Origin of the sequence: Streptomyces sp. NPDC007189 (assembly GCF_040703635.1) — a bacterium.
Taxonomy (GTDB): domain Bacteria; phylum Actinomycetota; class Actinomycetes; order Streptomycetales; family Streptomycetaceae; genus Streptomyces.
This window is the reverse complement of the sequence record NZ_JBEYEY010000008.1, coordinates 243345-268805: the sequence shown is the minus strand read 5'-3', so window position 1 is coordinate 268805 and position 25461 is coordinate 243345. Positions and strand designations below refer to the sequence as shown.

Here is a 25461-nt window from a genome sequence, read left to right as displayed (position 1 = left end):
AGGCAGGGACCCGCACGGGAGCCCGCGCCGGTCCTCCGGCAGCCCGGCCTGGTGTGGGACCGCCGGAGGCCGCAAGTAGGCGGCGAGGAAAGCGAAGAGGCTGGATTCAAGGAGTGGTGAGAAGGAAGCCCGTGCCGCACGTGGTCGCCGGCCATCTCCGGCACGGTGTCCAGCGTCGCCGTCGACCACTGCCGGTTCGGACAGTCGCGACAGATGCTCCAGCAACTCGGCCGACAGCTTGAAGCCACGGACGTCAACGCGGCGTCGAACTGCCGCGCCGCGACGGCGCCTTCGCCGACGGGTCCCGCGGGAGCGGGGAGGCGTGATGCCCTGCCGGCGGCTCCGCCACCGGCTCAGCGGACGACGTCGAAGACCTGCTTCTGCAGCCCGTTGGCGTAGACCTCGTGCTCGGTCAGCCGCAGCTTCTGGGCGTCCTTGTCGGCGGCGCTGAACAGGCGCTTGCCGGCGCCGAGGAGGAGCGGGAAGACGAGGAGGTGGTAGCGGTCGATGAGGCCGGCGTCGGAGAGGCCATGGTTCAGGGCGGCGCTGCCGTGGACGATGATCGGGCCGCCTTCGGTCCGCTTGAGCGCGGCCACGTCGTCGAGGGAGCGCAGGATGGTGGTCTCGCCCCAGTTCGACACCAGATCGTCGTCGGTGAGCGTGGTGGAGACGACGTACTTGGGCATCGACCGGTAGTCGCCGAACTCCTCCATGTCCGGCCAGACGGGACTGAACGCCTGGTAGCTGACCCGTCCCAGCAGCATCGCGGTGGCTTCCTTCTGCTCCCGGCCCTTGATCTCGAAGGCATCGGGGAGGAACTCGATGTCCTTGAAGGTCCATCCGGCGTTCCGGTAGCCGGGCTCGCCGCCCGGGGCCTCGACGACACCGTCGAGCGAGACGAAGGCGGTGCTGATCAGAGTACGCATGGGGCTCCTTGGGCTTCGGGTCCGGTTCCGCTGTCCCTCAGCCTGCTACCGACAAATAAAATTGTCAAGGAGACTCTGATTGTCGGTTACGGGAGCAGCGCCCTGGTCGGGCGCGGCTCGTGCAGCGCCGCCGGATAGCGTGGCCGCGTGGAGATCAGCACGCGTACGAGAAACTGGACCCGCCCTGTCGTCGCCCTCGTGATGACGCTGTTCGGGGTGGGCATCCTGGCCGCGAACAGCGTCGAGGTGGTGCAGGGCGATCACCGGATTTCCGCGCTGCGCGCACACGGACGCCAAGTCCCCGGCGACGCCTTGGTGCTGCACACGTGCTCGTCCGGTCGAGGCGCCGGGTGTTCCACGAGCGCGGTGTGGCTCAGCTTCCACGACGCCAAGGGGCTGTCCCGGTTCGCCGCCGAACCCCGCCTGGCCCACACCCTGTACGTACCGAACGGCCCGAGGGACGCCGAGGGTCACATCCGCACCACGGTGGTCTACGACCCCGCGCACCCGGACGACGCGCAGGCGGCCGGCGTGCTCCGCTGGAACGCCTGGGACCTGATCGAGCAGCGATGGCTCGCGCTCACCATCGGTGCGGTGCTGACCGTGGCCGGCTCAGCGGCACTCGCCACCGAACGGCTCCGCGCCTGACCGGACCGACGTAGAACCGGCGGAGCCCCGTTGTTGCTGGGCCATCAACCGCAATCGGCGAAATCCGCTTGCGCCGCTCCGGTAACATGATCGAAATCATGACCAGTGCCCTTATTGCTCGCCCGTCACATGGAAAACCATGCCAACGGGCGTGAAGGGCGACCGATGTGAATAACACCTACCCAAACCGGCCGGACAATTGATATCTAGAGCATCGCGCACGTTGTCGCGAATCAACGGCAGCATCAACGTCGCCGCGTGGCGTCAACCACGGGCGATGCTGCGGGCCGTGGCAGTCGTGGTGGTCCTCGGATTCCTCGTCACGCTGGAGATCGCCGCGCGTCGCTACGGTCTGCCGGGGCCGATCACCAATCAGGCGAAAGAGGTGATATTGCCCCCGAAGTCGGGTTTCCTGCTGTACGCCAGTATGGCGTTGATGATGGTGGTGCTCACCTGGCGGCAACGAATGATCGCGGCTGGTGCCGCGATCGGCATCGACGTCGTCTTCTTTCTGGTGCGGCGGGCGGTGGGCTTCACCATTACCGAGGGCCATCCCTTCGGCAACGGGGCACTGTGGGTGATGCTGGGTTGCGCGGTGATCGCCGTCACGCGCCGCACGGGTCCGGAACGGACCCTGCTGCTGAAGGGCGTCGGTCTGGGCCTGCTGCTGGTGACCGGCCGCAAGGCCGGAGACACCTGGCTGCTCATCACGTCGAAGAGCCGCCCGACGGTGCTGGACCAGTACGTCGCGACCGTCGATCACGCGCTCGGCAACCCGTCCTGGCTGGCCGGCCGGGCCGTCGCCGCCACCGGGCCGATCGGCGCCCACCTTCTCGACTACGTCTACGCCCAGCTCGCCGTGGCCGCAGCCGTCGTAGCGATGTACCAGCTGCGCCATGTGGCGGTCGAGCGCCGATTCCCGCGCCACCATCTGGTCCGCACTTTTCTGGTCATCGGCCTTCTGGGGCCGGCCGTCTACATGGTTTTCCCCGTCGTCGGACCGGTCTTCGCCTACGGCGCCGACGGCGGGCACTGGGCCGTGTCCGATCTGTGGCCCCACACGCCGCCGCCGGTCCATCTGCCGCACCCGATGCCGTTCGACGAGATCACCCCGCGCAACTGCATGCCCAGCCTGCACACGGCGTGGGCGACGGCGATTTTCGTCCATTCCCGCAAAGGCCCGCGGTGGCTGCGTTTCGCAGGTACCTTCTGGCTGATCGCCACGCTCGGCGCGACGCTGGGATTCGGATATCACTACGGCGCGGACCTCGTCGCCGGCGTCGTCTTCTCGCTCACGATCGAGGCCGCCCTGCGCTCGCTCGAACGCGGCTGGGACCGGTCGGGAACCCTGCTCGTCGCGCACGGCGCGACGGCATTCGCCGCGCTCCTGGTCTCCTACCGCTACCTCCCGCTGGAAATGACCGCACACCCGTGGGTGTACGGACCGCTTCTCTTGCTGACGATGGCCTCGGTGGTCCACGGCTACATACGTACGACCCGAGTGTGGGAACCCCACACCGCGCCCGCACTGCGCGCGGAACCGCAACCCGAACCCGTCTGAGGCAGGTCGCAGCGGCAGCGGCGAGCCGGCCGGCAGCATGTCTACGCGGGCTCTCCCGGCCCGTAGAGCGCCGCGATGTCTTCGGAGGAACTCCACCGGCTGTAGGTCGGATCCTGCGGCCAGCCCTCGGGAGAGTCCTGCCACTCCTCCTGCCGGCCGTACGGCAGCACGTCGATCAGCGCGAAGGAGTGGCTGAGCTGCTCGACGCCGCGACCGGTGGTGTGCCAGGTCCGGTAGACGGTGTCCCCGTCACGGAGGAAGACGTTGACGGCGAACCCGCCGCCGGGCGGCGCGCCGACATCGCTGCCGAAGGGACTGTTCGCCGTGGAATACCACTCCATCCGATTGCCGACCCGCCGCTTGTAGGCGAGCGCCTCGCCGATCGGCCCCTGCGTGACGACGACGAACCGGGCGTCGTAGGCGTCCAGGAACTCCAGTCGCGTGAACTGCGAGGTGAAGCCCGTGCAGCCCGGGCACTGCCACTGCTTGCCGGGGAACCACATGTGGTTGTAGACGATCAGCTGCGTCCTGCCGTCGAAGACGTCCACCAGCCGAACCGGCCCGCTCTCACCCTCCAGGGTGTACTCGGGCATCCTCACCACGGGCAGGCGGCGACGCTGGGCGGCGATCGCGTCGAGTTCCCGGGTCGCGGCCTTCTCCCGGGCACGCAGGGCCTCCAGCTCCCGCTGCCAGGTCTCGGCGTCGACGACGGGCGGTAGCGCTTTGTTGCTCATGGTCCCTCACTGTCGTGTGCGCGGTATGCGGTGTTGAGGAGTAGACCACGCCCGGCCGCCGAACTCATCGGTCCGCATCCGCCAGGAACCTCACCGACACCTCCGCCAGGAACAGCCCGATGGCCGAGGACAGGGCCCGGCAGCCCGGGCCTAGGCTTGCAGACATGTTGATCGAACACCGTGGACGGCGACCGGTCGTACCCGCGTCCGCCTACGTGGCTCCGTCAGCCGTGCTGTGCGGCGCGGTGGTTCTCGGTGAGCGGGCCCGCGTCCTGCATGGTGCCGTCCTGACCGCCGAGGACGGCGAGGTGCGCACCGGCGAGGATGTCGTGATCATGGAGAACGCCCTCGTCCGGGGCAGGGCGAACCATCCGGCGGTGCTGGGCGACGCGGTGCTGATCGGGCCGCACGCCCATGTCAACGGCGCGCGTGCCGAGGACGAGGTCTTCGTGGCGACCGGGGTGTCGATGTTCCCGGGATCCGTGGCCGGGACACACTCGGAGCTGCGGATCAACAGCGTCCTCCACGTCAACTCCAGGCTGCCGCCGGACAGCGTGGTGCCCATCGGCTGGATCGCGGCCGGTGACCCGGCCCGGCTGTTCTCCCCGGACCAGCACGCCGAACTCTGGGAGGAGCAGCAGCGCCTGGACTTCCCCGGCACCGTCTACGGCGTGCCGCGGGGCACGTCCATGCGCACCATCATGGCCCGGCAGGCCGACTTCTACGGGGCGCACCGGGACGACCGGCCGCTGTCCGGCTGAGCTGCCGTGGGCGGTCACGCGGGAGGACGAGCCCCGCAAGTAGGCCCCACCAGTCGTAGGCGGACACCCCGTCTGGCTCGACCGGGCGGGTGCCTTCCAGCGTGCCGCGCCGCAGCCTGGCCCGGGTGCTCGCGCGCGCCTTCTAGCCTGGCGGCATGCTGGGGTTTCCCGCGCGCGTCCGCGCCTGCCTGCCCGACCTCGACGGAGTACTCACCCGGACCGCGAAAGGTCGTGCCGCCGCCAGGAACAGGAAAGAGACGTCCGACGCCCGTCTCCAGGGGCGTGGCCCGGCCGAGCTTCTGGAGGACCGGTGATCACCCACCCCTGCTTCGCGGTCGAGCCGTGGAGCCTGCGCGAGACCGAGCTGAGCCTGGACGTGCTCGCCCAGAGCGAATCGGTCTTCGCCCTCTCCAACGGCCACATCGGGTGGCGGGGCAACCTCGACGAGGGAGAACCGCACGGACTGCCCGGCTCGTACCTCAACGGCGTCCACGAACGGCATCCACTCCCCTACGCGGAAGCCGGCTACGGATACCCCGAGTCCGGCCAGACGATGATCAACGTCACCGACGGCAAGATCATCCGCCTGCTGGTCGACGACCACCCGTTCGATCTGCGCTACGGCCGGCTGGTCGCACACGAGCGGGTCCTGGACTTCCGCTCGGGCATCCTCAGCCGCACCGCACGGTGGACGTCACCCGGCGGCCGTACGGTACGGATCGCCTCGCAGCGGCTGGTGTCCTTCACCCAGCGCGCGGTGGCCGCGGTGGTGTACGAGATCGAGCCGGTCGACGGACCGGCCACGGTGGCGCTGCAGTCCGAACTCGTCGCCAACGAGCAGCTTCCCCGTTTCGAAGGGGATCCACGGGTCGCCGCCGCGACCGAGTCACCGCTGGTGCCCGAGGAGCACTTCGCGCAGGACACCCGGCTGCGGCTGGTGCACTGCACCGAGCGGAGCAGGCTGCGGGTGGGCGCGGCGGCCGACCACCTGATCGACGGGCCCGAGAGCGTCCGGTGGACGGCGCAGAGCGAACCGGACGTCAGCCGTCTGACGGTGACCGCGGATCTGGTGCCCGGACAGCCGCTGCGGCTGGTGAAGTTCGTGGCCTACGGCTGGTCGGGGGAGCGCTCGCTGCCCGCCGTGCACGACCAGGTGGACGGAGCGGTGGCGGGCGCGATGGGCACCGGCTGGAACGGACTGGTGGCAGCCCAGCGGTCGTACCTGGACCGTTTCTGGGCCGGCGCGGACGTCGAGGTGGAAGGCGACGCACAGATCCAGCAGGCGGTGCGTTTCGCCCTCTTCCACGTGCTCCAGGCCGCCGCCCGCGGCGAGAACAGGGCGATCCCCGCCAAGGGCCTGACCGGAACCGGGTACGACGGTCACTCCTTCTGGGACACCGAGTCCTATGTGCTGCCCGTCCTGACGTTCACCGCGCCCGAGACCGTCTCGTCGGCCTTGAGGTGGCGGCACAGGACGCTGCCCCAGGCCCGGGAACGCGCACGCCAACTCGGCCTGTCCGGGGCGGTGTTCCCCTGGCGGACCATCGACGGTCCCGAATGCTCCGCCTACTGGCCGGCCGGGACCGCCGCCTTCCACATCAACGCCGACATCGCCATGGCCGTCGTACGGTACGTCGCGGTGACCGGCGACGAGGAGTTCGAGCGAGGTGAGGGCCTCGACCTCCTCGTGGACACCGCCCGGCTGTGGCGCACCCTCGGACACCACGACGCGGAAGGCGTCTTCCACATCGACGGGGTCACCGGGCCCGACGAGTACAGCGCCATCACCCGCGACAACCTCTACACCAACCTGATGGCCCAGCAGAACTTCCTCGCCGCCGCGGACGCGGCGGCGCGCCATCCCGACCGGTCCGCCGAACTGGGAGTCGACGACGAGGAGACGGCGGCCTGGCGGGACGCCGCGGCGCGCATGGCGGTGCCGTACAACGAGTCCCTCGGCGTCCACGAACAGTCGGACGGCTTCACCACCCTGCAGCGGTGGGACTTCGAGGCGACCCCGCCGGAGAACTACCCGCTGCTGCTGCACTACCCCTACTTCGACCTGTACCGCAAGCAGGTCGTGAAGCAGGCCGACCTGATGCTGGCGATGATGGAGTGCCCGCACGCCTTCACCGACGAGCAGAAGGCGCGCAACTTCGCGTACTACGAAGCGCTGACCGTCCGGGACTCGTCCCTGTCGGCGTCCTGCCAGGCGGTCCTCGCTGCCCAGACCGGCCACCTGCGGCTGGCCTACGCCTACCTCGCCGAGGCCGCGCTGATGGACCTGGACGACCTGGAGCACAACACCCGTGACGGGCTGCACATCGCCTCCCTGGCCGGGACCTGGATCGCACTGGTGGGGGGTTTCGGCGGTATGCGCCGACGCATCGGCGGCGACGGGGAACCCGAGCTGCTCGCGTTCGCCCCGCGCCTGCCGGAGGCGCTGTCCAAGGTGGCGTTCACCGTGCTGGTGCGGGGCCGCAGACTGAGGGTGGACATCGGTCCGTCCCATGCGCGGTACCGGCTTCTCGAGGGCGAGCCGCTGGTCGTACTGGACCACGGGGAACCGGTGACCGTGACGGCCGACGCGACGGTCGAACGCCGGATCCCGCCCACGCCCATGCTGCCCGAACCGCAACAGCCGCCGGGCCGCCGCCCGTTGGGCGTGCTGGTCGGGGACGCGGAAAGGGACGGGCCGGCCACACACGACTAGGTGCGCTCAATGTGGCGAAGCGGCAGTGAGCGTGCCCTGTGACGGGTTTTCAGGCGCGAAGTCGCGAGGGACGTTGGGGCGTTGCCGGTGCGCGCCGGGCAAGTCGCTGCCGGGGCGGGCCATCTCCTTTGGCCCCGGTCGCGCGACCGTCCCGCACGCGAACCCGTGCCTGCAGTCGGCCGCGGTGGCGTACCTCTCCTCGCCTCATTGCGAACTTCGCGCTCAGAAACCGCTGTTGGCCTCGTTGACAGGCCGTGAGCTCACGCGTTTCACTCGACACTCGTGAATGGCAACGTTGTCAGGCACCTTGCGGGGCGCCCGGTTCCGTTGTCCGTCACTGGCGTGCCCGCTTCCCCGGCACGTCAGCACCGGTGCGAAGCACAAACCGCTGCGGAGGCAACCGATGGTCCGACCTCGACGTCCAGCTGCGCCACGTAACCGAAGAAGACTCCGCCAACGCCTGGCCGTGATCTGCGTCCTGGGCATCGCGGCACTGCCGTTGACCGCGACCGCGGGCGCCTACGCCGCGAGCGCCGCGGCACCGGCCCTGGTGACGGACCCCGCGTCCCTCGTCAACCCCCTCATCGGCACCTCCGGAGAGGTGGACACCTTCCCCGGCCCCGACATGCCGGCCGGCATGATGCAGTGGGGTCCCGACACGACGCCCGATCGTCCCTCCGGCGGCGGCTACGAGTACAACGACGACAAAATAACGGGCTTCAGCCTCACCCATGTCTCGGGACCCGGCTGCGGTGTCGCGGGCGACCTGCCCGTCCTGCCGGTCACCGGCGCGCTGTCGGGCAACCTCGGCAGCGCGTCCGTCGGCTTCAGCCACGACGACGAGCAGCCCGGCATCGGGTACTACAAGGTCACCGACGCAAACGGGGTCACGACCCAGCTGACCGACACCACCCGCGCCGGCCTGGGCGCCTTCACCTTCCCCGCGGGCAAGCAGGCGAACCTGCTGTTCAAGCTGAGCGGCGGCGCCACACAGGTGGACGGCACCCGCGTCCAGGTGGTGAACGACAAGGAGATCAGCGGCTCGGTCGACAGCGGCCACTTCTGCGGCGCGGACAACCGCTACACCCTGCATTTCGACATCAAGTTCGACCAGCCGTTCACCGCCGGCGGCACCTGGGTCGGCAGCACCATCAACCCGGGCGCGACCTCGCTGAAGGCCGGCAAGGTCCGGCAGAACCTGCAGACACACCCTTCGAAACCGCTGAAGGAAAAGCACTTCACCGTGCCGGCGGCCCCGTCCCCGACCCTGCACGGGAGCACCGCCAAGTCCTCCGGCACGTCGTCGCCGGCCCCGAGCGCCAGTGCGGCACCCCGGACGCCGGCAGCCGAGCCCCCGACGACGGGCGCCAACGGCATGTACCTGACCTTCGACACCTCGTCCGACACGACGGTCAAGGCGAAGGTCGGCATCTCCTACACCAGTGACGCCAATGCGGCGGGCAACCTCGCCGCCGAGATCAGGAACTGGAACTTCGACGCCCTGCGGCAGGCGAACCACGACGCCTGGAACGCGGTGCTGAACAAGGTCCGGATCGGCGGCGGCACCTCGGACCAGCAGGTGCAGTTCTACACCGCCCTCTACCACGCGCTGCTGCACCCCAACGTCTTCTCGGACGACAACGGCCAGTACATGGGCATGGACAACCAGATCCACAAGCTGGCCAAGGGCCAGCAGGCCCAGTACGCCAACTACTCCGGCTGGGACACCTACCGCTCCCAGACCCAGCTGATGGCCATGGTCGAGCCCAAGGTCACCAGCGACGTCGTCACCTCGATGCTCAACGGCTACGACCAGACGGGCCTGTTGCCCAAGTGGGCCTCGAACAACGGCGAGAGCTACGTCATGGTCGGTGACCCGGCCGCAGGCATCATCGCCGACGCGTACGCCTTCGGCGCCCGCGGCTTCGACACGGGCAAGGCGCTCGCCGCCCTGCAGCACGAGGCCACCGTCCCGAACAACGACCGCCCCGGCGAGTCGGTCCGCGACGCCAAGGGCTACCTCCCGGTGGACGAGAACGACTACGGCTGCTGCAACTTCTACGGCCCGGTCTCCACGCAGCTGGAGTACGACTCCGCCGACTACGCCCTCGCCGCCTTCGCCAAGTCGCTGGGGAAGACGGACGTCTACACGAAGTTCGCCACCCGCGCCCAGGACTGGATGAACGTCTTCAACCCGCAGACCGGCTACATGCAGGCCAAGAACAAGGACGGCCAGTTCGCGGGCGGCTTCACCCCCGGCACCTCCAACGGCTTCGTGGAGGGCACCTCGGCCCAGTACACCCCGATGGTCCCGTTCAACGTGCGGCAGCTCATCCAGGCGCGCGGCGGGGACAAGGCGTACTCGTCCTACCTGGACAGCCTGCTGGACGACATCACCGACCCCGGCAACACCGACGCCAACCTGAGCAACGAGCCCAGCGTGGAGATCCCCTGGGAGTACGACTACACGGGCCAGCCGTGGAAGACCCAGGCGGCCGTCCGCGAGGCCCAGCAGAAGCTGTACTTCAACGCTCCGGTCGGCTCGTTCGGCAACGACGACCTCGGCGCGATGAGTTCGTGGTACGTCTGGTCCGAGCTGGGCATGTACCCCGAGACCCCGGGCACGGACACGCTGGCGCTCGGCAGCCCGGTCTTCCCGGTCGCCGAGGTGACCCTCGCGGGCGGCAGGACGGTGCAGATCAAGGCGCCGCAGGCGGCGCCCGACGCACCGTACGTGCAGTCCCTCGACGTCAAGGGCAAGGAGTGGAAGACCTCCTGGCTGACCTACCAGCAGTTCAAGGACGCGGGCACGCTCGACTTCGCCCTCGGCACCCAGCCCGACACGTCCTGGGCGTCCGACCCGTCGGCGGCGCCGCCGTCGGACACCACGGGCGGCGACCGGGTGCTGGCCGCGACCGGCCCGTCCGACGGGCTGGTGCTCCAGCCGGGCGCGTCCGGTGACGCCACGCTCGACCTCACCAACCTCGGCGGCAAGGACGTCACCGTCGACTGGAAGGCGACCGCGCCCTCCGGCGTCACGTTGGCGACCTCCTCCGGCTCGGTGAACGTGCCCGCCTCGGGCAGCGCCGAGGCGAAGATCCACGTGACGGCGGGCGGGGACGAAGGAACGTTCCCGGTCACCTTCGCGCTGACCGACCACAGCACCGGGACGGCACTGAGCGGGGCGGCCCTCCGCGTGGCCGTGGCGAAGGCCGGCGAGCTGTGGCCGTACAACACCAACGAAGGCATCTACCCCGACGGCGCGAAGTTCTCGGGCGGCTTCGACAGCGGCGGCTGGGCGTTCTCGCAGAACGCGCTGTCGGCGGCCGGTGTCACGAGCGGCTCCGCCGTCACGGTCGACGGCATCGCGTACACCTGGCCGGCGGTGGCCTCCGGCCGGCTGGACAACCTGGAGATGGCCGGCCAGACCATCCCGATGCCGGCCGGCACGTCGGGCGCGTCGCTGGGCCTGCTGGGCACGGCGACCAACGCACCGACCGACGGCAGCGGGGTCTCGGGGACGCTGACCGTCACCTACACCGACGGCAGCACCTCGAAGGCGACGGTCGGCTTCTCCGACTGGACGCTCAACGCCGGTTCGAGCAAGCCGCTCCCGGGTGAGACCACGGCCGTCACGACGGCCTACCGCAACACCGGCAGCGGAGGCCGGGACGGGGTGAAGACCTACGTCTTCGCCACCAAGGTCCCGCTCGACGCCGCCAAGCAGGTCGCGTCGATCACCCTGCCCGTGACGGGCTCGACAGGCACCGACCACCTGTTCGCCTACGGCTTCGGCCAGTAGGGCCCGTCGGACACCGAGACGGCGGGCCGGTTCCCGGAGCGCGAGCGCCGGGGCCGGCCCGCCGTGCGTGTGTCAGGCCGGTGACCGGCGTCATGGACATGCGCAGCGTCTCCTACACTCGCCGGATGACCAACAACACGTGCACCCATTGCGGCACCGTCGGACTGGTGGAAGGTTTCATCGAGGACGCCGGCGAGCACTCGCGCGGCTACGCGCGCTGGATCGAAGGTGCGCTGGAACGGGGCATCTTCGGGGGCGCCAAGCGGATGGGCCGGCCCCGCCGGCAGATAGAGGCGTTCCGTTGCCCCAAGTGCGGGCACCTGGAGCTGTTCGCCACCGGCGAGGTGTAGCGCCCGGCGGGACCTGTCGTCACTCGTACGGCGGGCGTGGAGTGCATCCCGTCGCGGCGCCCGGAACCCTAGGATCCATTACCGGACAAATGTGATCTTCATGCCCTTTTGCGGCATGGACGGGTCGGCCGCGCAACTGAAGGAGACGGGATGTCGCACTGCGCCGGGAGAACCCGTTGGAGGCGGTTCGCGGTAGTCCTGCTGCCCGGCGTCGCGGCCTGTGCGGCGGTCTGCATCGCCATGGCGCAAGGAGTGCTCGCCGCCTCCTTCTTCATCTCCGGCCGGCCGTTCCAGGTCACCGCCGACACGCTGACCGCGCGCGGGTTCAGCCTCTACGGCATGGTCGACGTGACCCGGAAGCACGACCTCGTCCCTGTCGTGGTCAGCGGCTTCCGGCGCGCCACGGTTCGCGGGCTGTGCCAGTCCTACGTCGTCGACATCCCGGTGCTGGGCACGCAGACCCTGCGCCTCACCGGCGGTGAACGGCCGGCCGAGGCGTCGGACCTGTTCATCGACGCGACCTCCGAGATGGCCTCAGGCGCGAACTTCACAGGCCTGGACATCGGCGTCGCTCAGGGCGCCCTGACCAAGGGCACGGTCAGGCCCGGGGACCGGGACTCGCGGTTCTTCGATCCCGACGGCGTCAGCCAGCAGGCCGTGTCGACCACCCTGACCGACGTGCGGGTGAACGCGGTCGCGGTGTCCGCCGGCACGTTCAGCATCCCCGGCCTGCGCGTACGACTCGAGCACGGCAACCGCGCCTGCCCCTGACCGCTGATGCCGCCCACGCCCGACGCGTCTTAAGTCGTATGCCTGGCATATGCCGTTATGCTCCCTTTTATGCCCTGGATCGGGTGGATGCGGCCCCGACGTCCGCTTCGTAAGCGGTGGAGTCCCGCCCTGCTCGCACCGGTGATCCTGACTGTGGTCATCACGTGCCTGGCGTTCTCCACTCCGCGAAAGGTCGCCTTCAGCCGGCTGCTGACCGCCGTGCCGGCCCTCGCCGCGTCCGTCTGGCCCGTGCTGCCCACCGTTCTGCTGGGAGCGGTCTGCATCGCGATCATGATCGGGCTGAGCCTTGTCTACCCCGACCTGGGCGCCTGGTTCACCGTGGGCGCCATCGCCTCCGTCACGGTGGCCGCCGCGTACGCCTGCCGTGTCCGCATCCTGCGGGAACAGGCCTTCCTCCAGCTCCGGCTGGTCGCCGACGCGGCGCAGAAAGTGCTCCTGCGTCCCCTGCCTCGCCGGGTCGGCCGCCTCGAGATCGAGTCGATGTACGTGGCGGCCGCCGCGCAGGCCCGCATCGGCGGGGACTTCTACGAAGCCGTCGCCACCCCGTACGGCACGCGACTGATCATCGGCGACGTGCGGGGCAAGGGCCTGCCCGCCGTGGGCGCGGCCGCGGCGGTGGTCAACTGCTTCCGGGAGGCCGCCTACGACGAGCCGACCCTGGAGGACATCGTCCGCCGCCTGGACACCAGCAGCACCCGGCACAGCTGTACGCAGCCAGGGGAGGACCTGCTGGAGCAGTTCACCACCGTGGTGCTCGCCGAGTTCCCGCACCGGGGCGACTGCCTCAGGCTGCTCAACTGCGGGCATCCTCCGCCGCTGCTCCTGCGCGGCAGCGAGCTGCGCGTCCTGGCCCCCAGCACGGCCTCTCCGATGCTCAACCTCGCGGCGCTCATCGGCACCGAGTACACCACCGACACGATCGCCTGCGCCCCCGGTGACCAGCTGCTCTTCTACACCGACGGCGTCATCGAGAGCCGCAACTGCCAAGGGGAGTTCTTCGCCCTGCAGGACTGGATGCGTCGCCAGGCCCCGGACGGGCCCAGGGCACTGCTCGACAGGCTGCACCGGGATCTCCTCAGGCACGGCGGCGGACTCAACGACGACGTGGCGGCCCTCGCGGTGCGCGTCCGCGACAGCCCGCGGGGGGAGACCGCCTGAGCCACCCGTCACCGTCGCCGGTACGGGTGCCTGTCCATTGAGGAAGGCGCCGCTTCCCCGCACATGGCCGAAGGGCCGAAGCACGTTCGAGGAACGTGCTTCGGCCCTCCGGCGGGATGCATCCGGCCGTGCCGGTCACGACGCGGGCGGCTCAGGCTGTCGTCGGCCTCCGCGCCACAGCACGGCCCGAGGCGGGCCGGCTAGCGGCGGCCGGGGTAGCGGTCGTGACCCCAGTGCTCGCCGTACCAGCCGTGGTGCCGGTGCCAGCCGGAGTGCCAGCCCCGGTCGTGGTGCCAGCCCCAGTGCCGGCCGCCGTCCCGGTCGCCGAAGCGGCCGTCGTGGTCGTGGCCGCTCCAGCGGCTGTGCGAGTAGCCCCTCCCGTTGTCGCGGTCGTGGTCGCCTCCGGCGGCCAGGGCCGGCATGGCGGCCGCGGCGACGAGGGCGCCCGAGGCCACACAGGTGGCGATCAGACGGACCGCCGTACGAGACACAGACATGAATCTGTCACCTCACGTTCGTGCGCCACGACCCTCGTGAGGGCCGGTGCGCAATCCAGACATTCCCGGCTAGGTGCCGAGGGCCCTCACTGTGGCCGGGCGCGGCGGCGCCGGAGCGGCGACAGGGTTCGCGTTACAAAGCACGCATATATCCGTAACTCTCCCTTGTATGGGCCATTCATCTGGAATGAGGCTCGGCCACCGGTCCGTCCCGGCACCGGAGCACCCCCCGAGCAGCGAAAACACGACGGAGACCTCCTGACCCCCTCGCCGTCTCGCGGCCTCGACTCTCCCGAATGGCCCAATCGCTTCTGTAACGATGGGTGGGCCTCCGCTCGGGGGACGCCCGGCCTCTCCCGGCCGGCGCTCTGACCAGGCTCTTCGGCGTCGGGAATGAATCCGACGGGGGGCCTGTTGTACATAACGGTCGAAGTTTTTGTGTCTGTGTTTCACCGCACGCTCGCGAAGAACGATGTCGCGGGCGCCTTCCTTCAGGGAACTGGAGAAGTCGCGTCCAGGCCGGCCCGGGACACCGCACGGTGCGGATCCCGTACCCAGCCCCTGCAAGGAGCAAGAAATGACTCAGGGAACCGTCAAGTGGTTCAACGCCGAGAAGGGCTTCGGCTTCATCGCCCAGGACGGCGGTCCGGACCTCTTCGTGCACTACTCCGAGATCGAGGGCCACGGCTTCCGTAGCCTCGAGGAGAACCAGCCCGTGGAGTTCGAGGTCGTGCAGGGCCCCAAGGGCCCGCAGGCCGCACGGGTTCGCGCGCTCTGAGGTACGGCGGGTCTGACCTGCCGTACCCGATGACCAGGGCCGGTGCCGCGAGGCGCCGGCCCTCGGCATGTCCCGGGCCGCTCGGCCGGCGTGCCGGCCGCGACCCGTGTTCCAGGAGCGGCTTCACACGTCCGTCAGCCGGGCCTCCTCCAGGTCCAGGGCGCGCTGGAGCCGGCGCCGGGTGGTGTCGCTGATGACGTGGGCGTCGTAGAGGCGCTGCAGTTCGCCGGCCTCCACGGTGATCAGGTCGCGGCGCAGCTGGCGGTAGACGAGGTCGGCGGACTCCGCGGCCACGCCCTCGGCGCCGTCCTTCTCGGCGAGGCGGTCGCGGGCGTCGTCGAGGCGGGCGGTCAGGCCGCGCCGCAGCCGGTCGAGAACCACCTCGGGCACCACCTCCAGCTCCGCGAGTTCCTCCAGGCGGGCCAGGCCCGCGTGCGCGAGGTGGGCGCGGGCCTCGGCCTCCTCCCGCGCGGTGTGCGCGGGCTCCAGGGCGATGCCGGAGGCGCGCACGACCGGCGCGAGGGTGAAGCCCTGTCCGACCAGGGTGACCACCACGACCGACGTGGTCAGGACCAGCACCAGCGGCCGGTCGGCCAGCGGTGTGCCGTGCCTCGTCACCTCCGGGATGGACAGCGCCGCCGCCAGCGGCATCACCCCGCGCGTCCCCGCCCAGGTCAGCACCATCGGTATCCGCCAGTTCAGCTTGCCGATCCCGCCCTTGCGCTGCACGACCGCCGACAGCGGCGCCAGCCACAGCAGGCGTACGGCGACCAGCGTGGCGGCGACGGCGAGGGCGTACAGCGGCCAGGCCCGGTCACCGTGGGGCAGGGCCCGCACCTCGGCGGGGAGGGCCAGCCCGATCAGGCTGAACACCACGCTCTCCAGCAGGAACACCACCGTGCCGTACACGGCGTGCAGCTGGAGCCGGATGCGGGCGTTGGTGAGCCGGTCGCCCCGGCCCCCGAGGACGACTCCGGCCACCACGCACGAGGTGACGCCGGACGTGTGCGCCGCTTCGGCCAGCAGGTAGGCGGCGTACGGGGTGACCAGCGCGATCACCGTCTCCAGCACCGGGTCCTCGGTACGGCGCCGGATCAGGGTGATCACGCCGGCCACCGCGGTCCCGATCACCGTGCCGCCGCCCGCGAGCAGCAGGAACTCGGCCCCGGCCGCATCCCAGTGCACGGCGGCCGAGGCGACGGCGATGCCGGCCGCCACCCGCACGAGCACCAGTGAGGTGGCGTCGTTGAACAGGCTCTCGGCCTGCACCAGCACCTGCACCCGGGGCGGCAGGGCGAGCCGGCGGCCGAGCGCGGTCACCGCCACCGGATCGGTGCTGGCCAGCACCGCGCCGAGCACGAACGCCATCTGCAAGGACAGCGGGGTCACCAGGGACGCCACCACGCCGACGGCCGCCGCGGATGCCAGCACCAGGCCGATGGCGAGGATCCCGACCGGTTTCCACACCGCGCGCAGCTCCCGCCACGGCATGTCCTCGGCGCTCGCGTACAGCAGCGGCGGCAGCACCACGAGTCCGATGACGTCCGGGCTGATCTCGATCTCCGGGGTGCCCGGCAGCAGCGCCACACCGAGACCGGCGACCACGAGCAGGGAGGGGGCGGGAATCCGCCAGCGGCGCGCGAAGGTGGCGACCACCGTGGCGAGGACCACGAGGGAGAGAACCGTACCGACGCTGCGCATGCCGTCCCCCGGGGGATGCGGAAGGGGATTGCGGAAGCCGCCCCGGCTCCCGGCCGACCAGACTTCCCGGCACACCTGCGTTCACCCTATCGGGTCGGGCCACGTCAAAAAAGCGTCAAGGTCACCGGAGCCGCCGCCGCGGAACAGCCGGCCGGTGCGAGTCGGGAGCCGTATGGGTTCCGTCAAGGGTGTCGGGGCCGCCGTAAGAGGGCCGTCAACGGTGGCCGGATCCGGACGGAGAAGGGGTTTCCTCGGACACGTCCGTTTCCGTCGAACCTCACTCCAGGAGTTCGCGATGGCCGATCTGGCCTTCGTCGTCACCGCGCTCGCGGCTTTCGCGCTGGTGGCTCTCGTCGCCCGGGGGGTGACGAAGCTGTGACCGCCGAGAACATCGTCGGCCTGGTCGTGGCCGTCGCCCTGCTGGGCTATCTCGTCCTCGCCCTGCTCTTCCCGGAGAGGTTCTGAGCGCACACATGGGTCCCGTACTCGCGGGCGTGCTGCAACTGCTCGCCCTCGTGGGCGCGCTGGCGCTCGTCCACGTCCCCGCCGGCGCCTACATGGCCAGGGTCTACTCCTCCAAGAAGCACCTGCACGTCGAGAAGTGGCTCTACAAGGCCATCGGCGCCGACCCCGACGCCGAGATGACCTGGCCCGCGTATCTGCGCGGTGTGCTCGCCTTCTCCGCCGTCGGCGTCCTCTTCCTCTACCTGCTCCAGCGGCTCCAGGGCGTCCTGCCCGGCTCGATGGGCTTCTCCTCGGTCGGTCCGGCGCAGTCGTTCAACACGGCCGTGTCGTTCGTGACCAACACCAACTGGCAGTCGTACTACGGCGAGCAGACCATGGGGCACGTGGTGCAGACCGCCGGTCTGGCCGTGCAGAACTTCGTGTCGGCGGCCGTCGGCATGGCGGTCGCCGTCGCCCTGGTGCGCGGCTTCGCCCGGTCCCGCACCGGTGAACTCGGCAACTTCTGGGCCGACTTGGTGCGGGGCACGCTGCGCATCCTGCTGCCGGCCGCCGCGGTCGCCGCCGTCGTGCTGGTGGCGTGCGGGGCGATCCAGAACTTCTCCGGCATCCACGAGGTCGGTCAGTTCATGGGCGGATCGCAGCAATGGAACGGCGGCGCGGTCGCCTCCCAGGAGGCCATCAAGGAACTGGGCACCAACGGCGGCGGCTACTTCAACGCCAACTCCGCCCACCCCTTCGAGAACCCGACCCCCTTCACCAACCTCTTCGAGATCTTCCTGATCCTGGTCATCCCGTTCTCGCTGACCCGCACCTTCGGCGTGATGACCGGCTCGGTGAGGCAGGGCTACGCGATCCTCGCGACCATGGCCGTCATCTGGGTCGGCTTCGTCTCGCTGATGATGTGGACCGAGTTCGCCCACCACGGCCCGGCGCTGCAGGCGGCAGGCGGTGCGATGGAGGGCAAGGAGGTCCGCTTCGGTGTGGGCTCCTCGTCGATCTTCGCGGCCTCTACCACGCTCACCTCCACCGGCGCCGTGGACTCCTTCCACTCCTCCTTCACCGGGCTCGGCGGCGGCATCGCCATGCTCGGGATGATGCTGGGCGAGATCGCGCCCGGCGGTGTCGGCTCCGGCCTGTACGGCATGCTGATCATGGCGGTGATCGCGGTGTTCATCGCCGGTCTGATGGTGGGCCGTACGCCCGAGTACCTGGGCAGGAAGATCGGTGGCCGCGAGATGAAGCTCGCCGCCTGCTACATCCTGGTCACCCCGGCGCTGGTGCTGGTGTTCACGGCGGCCTCGATGGCGCTGCCGACCCCGCCGCACTCGATGCTCAACTCCGGGGCGCACGGGTTCTCCGAGGTGCTGTACGCCTTCACGTCCGCGTCGAACAACAACGGTTCGGCCTTCGCCGGCCTGAACGCGAACACCGACTGGTTCAACACCATGACCGGGCTCGCGATGCTGCTGGGCCGCTTCCTGCCGATGGTGTTCGTCCTGGCCCTCGCGGGATCCCTCGCGAAGCAGAGCCCGGTGCCGGTGACGGCGGGCACCCTGCGCACCGAGAAGCCGCTGTTCACCGGTCTGCTGGTGGGCACGATCCTGATCATCACCGGTCTGACGTACTTCCCGGCGCTGGCGCTGGGCCCGCTCGCCGAGGGGCTGGCGTGATGACCACCGAGACCAAGAAGCACGAGGACGCGATGTCCACTCCCACCCTTGCGCCCCACCAGGACACGCCTGCCGGGCACACGCCCGCGCCGGGCCGTGTCGGCGCGGGCCTCTTCGAACCCGGGCAGCTCGTGAAGTCCCTGCCCGAGGCGTTCCGCAAGCTCGATCCGCGGGTGATGGTCAAGTCGCCCGTGATGTTCGTGGTGTGGATCGGCTCGGTCCTGACCACCGTGTTCTCCTGCACGGACCCGGGCGACTGGTTCGGCTGGACCATCAGCGCCTGGCTGTGGCTCACCGTGCTCTTCGCCAACCTGGCGGAGGCGGTGGCCGAGGGCCGCGGCAAGGCCCAGGCCGACACCCTGCGCAGGGCCAAGACGGACACCGTCGCCCGCCGGATCGTGGGGGAGACCGAAGAGCGGGTGCCCGGCACCGAGTTGAGGATCGGCGACCTGGTGGTCTGCGAGTCCGGCGATGTCATCCCGGGCGACGGCGACGTCGTCGAGGGCGTGGCCTCGGTGGACGAGTCGGCCATCACCGGCGAGTCCGCGCCGGTCATCCGCGAGTCCGGCGGCGACCGCTCGGCCGTGACCGGCGGCACGAAGGTCCTGTCCGACCGGATCGTCATCCAGATCACCACCAGGCCCGGCGAGACCTTCATCGACCGCATGATCAACCTGGTCGAGGGCGCGGCCCGGCAGAAGACGCCCAACGAGATCGCTTTGAACATCCTGCTGGCGTCGCTGACCATCGTCTTCCTGCTGGCCTGCGCCACACTGCCGCCGCTCGCGGACTACGCGGGCACGCACCTGACCATGGTCGTGCTGGTGGCCCTGCTGGTGTGCCTGATCCCGACCACCATCGGCGCCCTGCTCTCCGCGATCGGCATCGCGGGCATGGACCGGCTGGTGCAGCGCAATGTGCTGGCGATGTCCGGGCGTGCTGTCGAGGCCGCCGGTGACGTGTCGACCCTGCTGCTGGACAAGACGGGCACCATCACCCTCGGCAACCGCCGGGCGGCCGAGTTCGTTCCGGTCCGCGGCACGACGCAGGCGGAGCTCGCCGACGCCGCCCAGCTGTCCTCGCTCGCGGACGAGACGCCCGAGGGCCGCTCCGTCGTCGTACTCGCCAAGGAGAAATACGGGCTGCGCGAACGCCGCCGGGGCGAGCTGGCGCACGCCGAGTGGATCGCCTTCACCGCCCAGACCAGGATGTCGGGTGTCGACGTCGACGGCCGCAGGGTACGCAAGGGCGCCACGGCCTCGGTCATCGCCTGGGTGACCGAACACGGCGGCGAAGTCGCCGAGGACGTCCGGGAGTTGGCGGACCGCATATCCGAGGCCGGCGGCACTCCGCTGCTGGTCGCCGTCCAGGACGACCGGGGCGCCCGCGTGCTGGGCGTCATCCATCTCAAGGACGTCGTCAAGGACGGCATGCGGGAGCGGTTCGAGGAACTGCGCCGCATGGGCATCAAGACGGTCATGATCACGGGCGACAACCCGCTGACCGCGAAGGCGATAGCCGAGGAGGCGGGCGTCGACGACTTCCTCGCGGAGGCCACCCCCGAGGACAAGATGGCCCTCATCAAGCGGGAGCAGGCCGGCGGCAAGCTGGTCGCGATGACCGGTGACGGCACCAACGACGCGCCCGCGCTCGCGCAGGCGGACGTCGGCGTGGCGATGAACACCGGTACGTCGGCCGCCAAGGAGGCCGGCAACATGGTCGACCTCGACTCCAACCCCACCAAGCTGATCGAGATCGTCGAGATCGGCAAGCAACTCCTCATCACCCGGGGCGCGCTCACGACGTTCTCCATCGCCAACGACGTCGCGAAGTACTTCGCGATCATCCCGGCGCTGTTCGCGGCCGTCTACCCCGGCCTGGACAAGCTGAACATCATGCACCTGTCCTCGCCCAACTCCGCGATCCTCTCCGCCGTCGTCTTCAACGCGCTGATCATCGTCGCGCTGGTGCCGCTGTCCCTGAAAGGCGTGCGCTACCGGCCGATGAGCGCGGACAGGATGCTGCGGCGCAACCTCGGCATCTACGGCCTCGGCGGCCTGATCGCGCCCTTCGCCGGCATCAAGATCATCGACCTGCTCATCTCCCTCATCCCCGGAGTCGGCTGACCGCCATGAACAACTCCTTTGTCAACACAGCCCGGTTGCTGGGCGCGGGTCTGCGGGCGCTGCTGGTGCTGACCGTGCTCACGGGCGTCATCTATCCGCTGGCCGTCACCGGGGTGGCCCAGACGCTGTTCCAGGACAAGGCCAACGGCTCCGAGATCACGGCGCACGGCAAGGTCGCCGGCTCCTCCCTGATCGGGCAGTCGTACACCCGGCCCCTGAAGAAGGGGCAGCAGACCCCGCAGGCTGACCTGATGTGGTTCCAGGGCCGCCCGGCCGACGGCCTCGGCGCCAACAGCGTGAACACGCGGTACAAGCTGATCCTGTCCGGCGCCACCAACCTGTCCGCCGACAGCGGCGCGGTGCACGGCGCATGCCCCGCCCAGCCCGCGGACGGCACGCTGTGCGCCCAGGTGCTCGCCGCCCGCGCCGCCGTCGTCAAGGACAACTCGGTGCCCGGCTACCCGGTCAAGCCCTCGGACGTCCCCGCGGACGCGGTGACCTCCTCCGGCTCCGGCCTGGACCCGGACATCTCCCCGGCCTACGCCGAACTGCAGGTCCACCGCGTCGCGGCCCGCAACCGTCTGCCGGTCGCGACGGTCGAGGAGCTGGTCCGTGACCACACGACCGGCCGCACCCTCGGCTTCATCGGCGAACCCCGGGTGAACGTCCTGGAGCTGAACATCGCGCTCAAGGATCTCACCGCGAAACACTGACGGCCTTGCCCGAACGATGAGGGAGCCGGCGGCCCCGGGAGACATCCCGGGGCCGCCGGCTTCCGCTGCCATGACGTCGGCCGCCCCGGTGCCGGCGCGCCCGGCCCAGTGCGTCGCTCGCGCCGAATACATCAGAGCGGCTTCGTGTCGCAGTGGTCCGGCGCACACCCCTCTGTGTGTGATGACTCACGCCGGAACAGTGCCATGTCATGTCCGCGACAGACATCCGGGCTCAGGCCGTGGTCGGTGCCGGTCGCGGACCGCGCGGTGCGGTGAACGCCGAGGTCGGCGTATGGCTGATGACCCGTTTGTTGACGGTATGTCATTCCTTGGGTGCTGCACTCATGTCGGACACAACGGTCGTGACGTCGTTCACTCGTCGCACAGTCCAATGAGGATCTAATGCGAAGTAGAGTGCGATGACCGCGTCTTGACCCTACTCCGCCAAAGAAGGCGGAAATTCGGGCGCTTCCTGCCAACCGTGAGATTTCCGGAGAAAGGTACATATCGTGGGCGCCTACTTGTGTCCTCCGTCCGTGATACACGGCGAACACGCCGTGGAAACCGGCCAGATCCTGGCGGAGGTGCGGAGCCGGCATCCGCAGGCGCCGTGGCTGCCGCGCATCGACCGCATCGCCGAGAGCACGGGCATCGTCTCCCGCGGGTGGATGCTGCCGCTGGAGGCGGCCACCGCGCCCGGCAGGGGGAGCGGACTGCGAACTCCGGGCGTCGGTCCGGCCCGTGAGGCACTGGCCCGCGACGGGTTCACCGACCAGGAGGTGAACCGCGTGATCGCCGCACTGGAAGCGATACCGGCGCCGCAGACCGTCGAGGAGCGCACCGCGCCGGCCTGGGCGGCCGTGCAGACGTACGGGGAACGCGCCGCCCGGCAGGCCCTGGAGATCGCCGGACTGGACACCAGCGACGTCGACTGCCTGATCACCAGTCACTCCACCACCCCGGCCCTGCCCGGGCTGGACCTGTCCCTGCTCAACCAACTCCCTCTGCGCAACGACGTGCTGCTGCTGCCGGCCACCCAGTGGGCCTGCATAGCCGGCACCCGGTCGCTGGCGCTGGCGGCCGATCTGGTCGCCGCGGACCCCGACCGGGTGGTGCTGGTCGTGATCTCGGAGGCGCTGAGCACCACCTACCAGCCCGCCGACGACACGCTGGAGTCCCTGATCGTCCGGCTGCTGTTCGCGGACACCGCCGTGGCCGCGGTGGTCACCGGCCGCCCCAGGACGGAGTCGGTCCTGCGGCTGGACGCGGCCTGGCACCACACCCTGCCCGGCACCTCGGACCTGCACCGGCTCGACACCCGGCCCGACGGCACGCACTTCGTGATGGACCGCCGCGGGCCGCGTGCCGTGCAGGAGACGGTCGCCGCGATGTGGAGGTGGCTGCGCGAGCGCCACCAGGACGACACCGAGGCATGGCATCCCGATCTGCTGCTCGCGCACCCCGGCGGCACACGGGTGCTGGAGTACATGGAGCAGACGATGCCCGACGCGTGGCCGGAGGGGCTGCTGGCCTACAGCCGGGACAGCTACACCACCGGCAACCGCGGCGGCGCCGCCGTACTCGACATCCTGCGGCGCGCGTGCGACGCCGGTCAGAAGCCGGGCAGCCGTACGGTCCTGTACGCGGCCGCGCCCGGACTGACGGCCACGGCCCTGGAAGGCGAGTGGCTGTAGCCGCGGTCCGCCGCTCTCATGCCGGCCGGGGCGTTATGCGCCCAGTTCCGCCCAGACGGCTTTGCCGGTCTCGGTCCACCGCACGCCCCAGCGCGTGGTGAGCTTGTGGACGACGTGCAGGCCGCGCCCGCTGTCGTCGAGCAGCTCACCACGGCGCAGGCGCGGCAGGCCGTTGCCGTTGTCGCCGACCTCGCACGACAGGCGCCGTCCGGCCCGCACCAGCCGCAGCGAGACGGGACCGGTGCCGAACCGGACGGCGTTGGTGACCAGTTCGCTGATCACCAGCAGCGCACTGTCCCGCACCGGGTCACTGATATCCCATCGCCGCAGCAGCGGGGAGGCCAGCTCACGGCTGTGGGCGGCGGTGTCGCCGCGGGCCGGCAGGCGCCAGGTCGCGGCGTCCCGGCTGTGGCGGCCGGACATGCGGGCGAGCAGCAGCGTCACGTCGTCCCGAAGGCGCCCCTGCGGTGCCAGCGCGGCGACCACGCGACGCGCGGCCGACTGCAGATCGTCCCAGGGATGCACCTCGCGCACCACGTCCGTCAGCCGGCCGATGCCCTCGTCGATCGAGGCCGTGGGATCCTCCACCAGGCCGTCGGTGTAGAGGGCGAGAAGCGAGCCGGGCGGCGCTGCGAACTCCTGCACGTCGAACGGCTCCCGCACGGCGAACTCGGCTCCCAGCCCCGGGTGGGGCTGCGCCGCGACGGTCTTGGCGGAACCGTCGGGATGGACGAGGACCGGGGGCAGGTGGCCGGCGTTGGACATCACGATCCGGTGGTCGACCGGATCGTAGACCGCGATGCAGCACGTCGAGCCGAGCGCGCTGTAGCCCGCCGCCAGGCCCGCCTCCGTGTCGTCGAGGAGGGTGACCGTCTCGTCCAGGCGCTCCAGCACCTCCCCGGGGCCCAGCCCCGCCGACAGCAGCGCGCGTGCCTCCATGCTCAGCTGGCCCATGGCCGCCGCCGCCCCGAGACCGTGCCCTACGACGTCTCCGACCACCAGCGCGGTACGGTCGCCCGGCAGCGGAAAGCTGTTCACCCAGTCACCGCCCACGCCGGCACTGTCGGGGGTGGTGGGCTCGTACACGCTGGCGACCTCGATCGTGTCGCTGCCGGCCCGCGGCAGCAGCCGGCGCTGCAGCGCCAGGACCTGGGCGTGTTCACGCTGATGCTGGCGGGCCAGATCCACATGGCGGGCGGTCTTCGCCACGAGCTCCTGCAGATCGAGCAGCTCACTGTCGCGGAAGAGGCGCTCCGGCCGCCGCCACACCTCCGTCACGCCCAGCACGATGGGCCCGGGTGAGCCTTCCGGACCTTCCACGACCAGCGGTATGCACGCCACGCTCACCGGCCGGTCGCCGGGCACCAGGGCGCGCACCAGCTTCGGGTCTTTCAGCACCCGCTCGATCGCCTCACGGTCGGGGATGACGATGGGCTGCGGTACGTCGTCGCGCATGACCGCACCGGCCAGCAGACGGCTCGCCTCGCGGGGAAGGTTGTCCCCGGGCGTCAGATAGCCCTCGGGCCAGGCGCGGTCCGGCACCAGGGCCGCGCGCCGCAACCGGATGCGGTCCTGCGCCTGCTCGGTGACGGCCTCTCCCGTCCACACGGCGTAGTCGAGGTCGACGGCGGCCACGTCCCCCCACGCCAGCAGGGACTGGGCCAGGGACTGCGCGGTCTCGCCGATGTCCAGGGACGTACCGATCGCGGTCGCCGAGGCGTACAGGTGCAGCCGCTTGGCCATGGCGATCAGCGAGACCGTCAGACCTTCCTGCGGTGGCGCGGCCGGCAGGATGCTCATCGAGACCACCAGCTCCGTCCCGTCGTCCCGCCGCAGCCGCTGGACCCGGGCGACGTGCGCCTCCCGCGTCTCGAGGACCCGCTGCAGCCGCTGCCTCACGGTCGGTACGTCACCGGGCGGCAGCAGATCGGCGAAAGCCGCTCCCGGCGCGGCCTTCACGCCCTCGAAAGGGGCCGAGTCCAGATTGCAGCTGGTGATCCTCAGATCCCGGTCGAGGGTGACCGCCCCGAGAATCTGCTCCTGACCCCCGTTCTCCGGCTCGGAGCATGCGGGCCGGCGGTCACGACGGTCGTCCGGGGGAGCGGCAGAGCCGGTGCCCGCCCTCTTTCCGCCCCTGGGGATGTAGTTCGCCAGGGCGCCGCTGACCATGTCGAACGGCGAACCAGAGGAAGCGGAGGGTGTGGGGTCCATGCAGCTCCACCCAGCTCACTGACTCCCGGCCCATGCCGGAAAGCGTTCCCGAGTCCGTGCGATCAAGCCCGAGATCCCTTACCGCACACCTCCTGAATAGCACACATACCCTGCCCGCCGAAGAGACGAAAGCGAGGGCTGAACCCCGGGAGGGCCGTGCG

General features: G+C 70.3%; 19 protein-coding genes and 1 pseudogene. 14 read left to right on the top strand and 6 right to left on the bottom strand.

The annotated features are described in order from the left end of the window. Window positions 1–125: 125 nt before the first annotated feature. Both AB0950_RS19220 and AB0950_RS19215 read right to left on the bottom strand, forming a co-directional pair. Window positions 126–323: pseudogene (locus AB0950_RS19220) on the bottom strand (hypothetical protein); the annotation flags it as partial. 30 nt (window positions 324–353) lie between these two features. Beyond that, the gene (locus tag AB0950_RS19215) at window positions 354–926 is read right to left on the bottom strand and encodes a dihydrofolate reductase family protein (RefSeq protein WP_366779026.1); all 573 of its coding nucleotides are present in this window, start codon (window positions 924–926) and stop codon (window positions 354–356) included. Between the two features lie 147 nt (window positions 927–1073). Here AB0950_RS19215 and AB0950_RS19210 point away from each other — a divergent pair, with 147 nt between their 5' ends. Together AB0950_RS19210 and AB0950_RS19205 are read left to right on the top strand one after the other, a co-directional pair. Then, window positions 1074–1574 carry a DUF3592 domain-containing protein gene (locus AB0950_RS19210; protein WP_366779024.1) on the top strand — a complete coding sequence of 167 codons (501 nt, stop codon included), beginning with the start codon at window positions 1074–1076 and terminating at the stop codon, window positions 1572–1574. Window positions 1575–1851: 277 nt separating this feature from the next. Continuing rightward, window positions 1852–3135: a phosphatase PAP2 family protein gene (locus AB0950_RS19205; protein WP_360158801.1), complete on the top strand. Its 1284-nt coding sequence runs from the start codon at window positions 1852–1854 to the stop codon at window positions 3133–3135. Between the two features lie 41 nt (window positions 3136–3176). Here AB0950_RS19205 and AB0950_RS19200 read toward each other — a convergent pair whose 3' ends face one another. After that, window positions 3177–3869, bottom strand: coding sequence for a DUF899 family protein (locus tag AB0950_RS19200; protein ID WP_360158726.1), 693 nt, complete (start codon window positions 3867–3869; stop codon window positions 3177–3179). Window positions 3870–4033: 164 nt separating this feature from the next. Here AB0950_RS19200 and AB0950_RS19195 point away from each other — a divergent pair, with 164 nt between their 5' ends. From AB0950_RS19195 to AB0950_RS19170, 6 genes are all read left to right on the top strand, one after another. Then, on the top strand, window positions 4034–4630 hold the full coding sequence (locus AB0950_RS19195; RefSeq protein WP_360158723.1) for a gamma carbonic anhydrase family protein: 597 nt from the start codon (window positions 4034–4036) through the stop codon (window positions 4628–4630). 310 nt (window positions 4631–4940) lie between these two features. Further along, window positions 4941–7343 carry a glycosyl hydrolase family 65 protein gene (locus AB0950_RS19190; protein ID WP_360158720.1) on the top strand — a complete coding sequence of 801 codons (2403 nt, stop codon included), beginning with the start codon at window positions 4941–4943 and terminating at the stop codon, window positions 7341–7343. Window positions 7344–7809: 466 nt separating this feature from the next. After that, window positions 7810–11145 carry a lectin gene (locus tag AB0950_RS19185; protein ID WP_360572173.1) on the top strand — a complete coding sequence of 1112 codons (3336 nt, stop codon included), beginning with the start codon at window positions 7810–7812 and terminating at the stop codon, window positions 11143–11145. Between the two features lie 125 nt (window positions 11146–11270). After that, complete coding sequence (locus AB0950_RS19180; RefSeq protein WP_360158714.1) at window positions 11271–11495, top strand: hypothetical protein; 225 nt, start codon at window positions 11271–11273, stop codon at window positions 11493–11495. A 150-nt stretch (window positions 11496–11645) separates the two neighbouring features. Continuing rightward, entirely contained in the window at window positions 11646–12266 is a 621-nt protein-coding gene (locus tag AB0950_RS19175; RefSeq protein WP_366779023.1) for a DUF6230 family protein, read from the top strand. A 141-nt stretch (window positions 12267–12407) separates the two neighbouring features. Next, on the top strand, window positions 12408–13445 hold the full coding sequence (locus AB0950_RS19170; RefSeq protein WP_366779022.1) for a PP2C family protein-serine/threonine phosphatase: 1038 nt from the start codon (window positions 12408–12410) through the stop codon (window positions 13443–13445). A gap of 200 nt (window positions 13446–13645) precedes the next feature. On the opposite strand, the gene AB0950_RS19165 is transcribed toward AB0950_RS19170, so the two are convergent. Continuing rightward, window positions 13646–13942: a hypothetical protein gene (locus tag AB0950_RS19165; RefSeq protein WP_360158705.1), complete on the bottom strand. Its 297-nt coding sequence runs from the start codon at window positions 13940–13942 to the stop codon at window positions 13646–13648. A 577-nt stretch (window positions 13943–14519) separates the two neighbouring features. On the opposite strand from AB0950_RS19165, the gene AB0950_RS19160 reads away from it, so the two are divergent. Beyond that, window positions 14520–14720, top strand: a complete 201-nt coding sequence (locus AB0950_RS19160; RefSeq protein WP_360158702.1) for a cold-shock protein — start codon at window positions 14520–14522, stop codon at window positions 14718–14720. 123 nt (window positions 14721–14843) lie between these two features. Here AB0950_RS19160 and AB0950_RS19155 read toward each other — a convergent pair whose 3' ends face one another. Further along, window positions 14844–16421, bottom strand: a complete 1578-nt coding sequence (locus tag AB0950_RS19155) for a Na+/H+ antiporter (RefSeq protein WP_360158699.1) — start codon at window positions 16419–16421, stop codon at window positions 14844–14846. 375 nt (window positions 16422–16796) lie between these two features. On the opposite strand from AB0950_RS19155, the gene kdpF reads away from it, so the two are divergent. From kdpF to AB0950_RS19130, 5 genes are all read left to right on the top strand, one after another. Continuing rightward, window positions 16797–16886, top strand: coding sequence for a K(+)-transporting ATPase subunit F (gene kdpF / locus AB0950_RS19150; RefSeq protein ID WP_037727062.1), 90 nt, complete (start codon window positions 16797–16799; stop codon window positions 16884–16886). Window positions 16887–16894: 8 nt separating this feature from the next. After that, window positions 16895–18556: a potassium-transporting ATPase subunit KdpA gene (gene kdpA / locus AB0950_RS19145; protein ID WP_360572165.1), complete on the top strand. Its 1662-nt coding sequence runs from the start codon at window positions 16895–16897 to the stop codon at window positions 18554–18556. After that, window positions 18556–20682, top strand: a complete 2127-nt coding sequence (gene kdpB / locus AB0950_RS19140; protein WP_366779021.1) for a potassium-transporting ATPase subunit KdpB — start codon at window positions 18556–18558, stop codon at window positions 20680–20682. The genes kdpA and kdpB overlap by 1 nt, the downstream gene beginning before the upstream one ends. 5 nt (window positions 20683–20687) lie before the next feature. Beyond that, a complete protein-coding gene (locus AB0950_RS19135; protein WP_366779020.1) occupies window positions 20688–21395 on the top strand; it encodes a potassium-transporting ATPase subunit C in 708 nt (235 codons plus the stop codon). Window positions 21396–21904: 509 nt separating this feature from the next. Continuing rightward, window positions 21905–23089, top strand: coding sequence for a type III polyketide synthase (locus tag AB0950_RS19130; RefSeq protein ID WP_360158687.1), 1185 nt, complete (start codon window positions 21905–21907; stop codon window positions 23087–23089). Window positions 23090–23122: 33 nt separating this feature from the next. On the opposite strand, the gene AB0950_RS19125 is transcribed toward AB0950_RS19130, so the two are convergent. After that, the gene (locus tag AB0950_RS19125; protein WP_360158684.1) at window positions 23123–25300 is read right to left on the bottom strand and encodes a SpoIIE family protein phosphatase; all 2178 of its coding nucleotides are present in this window, start codon (window positions 25298–25300) and stop codon (window positions 23123–23125) included. Window positions 25301–25461: the final 161 nt, after the last annotated feature.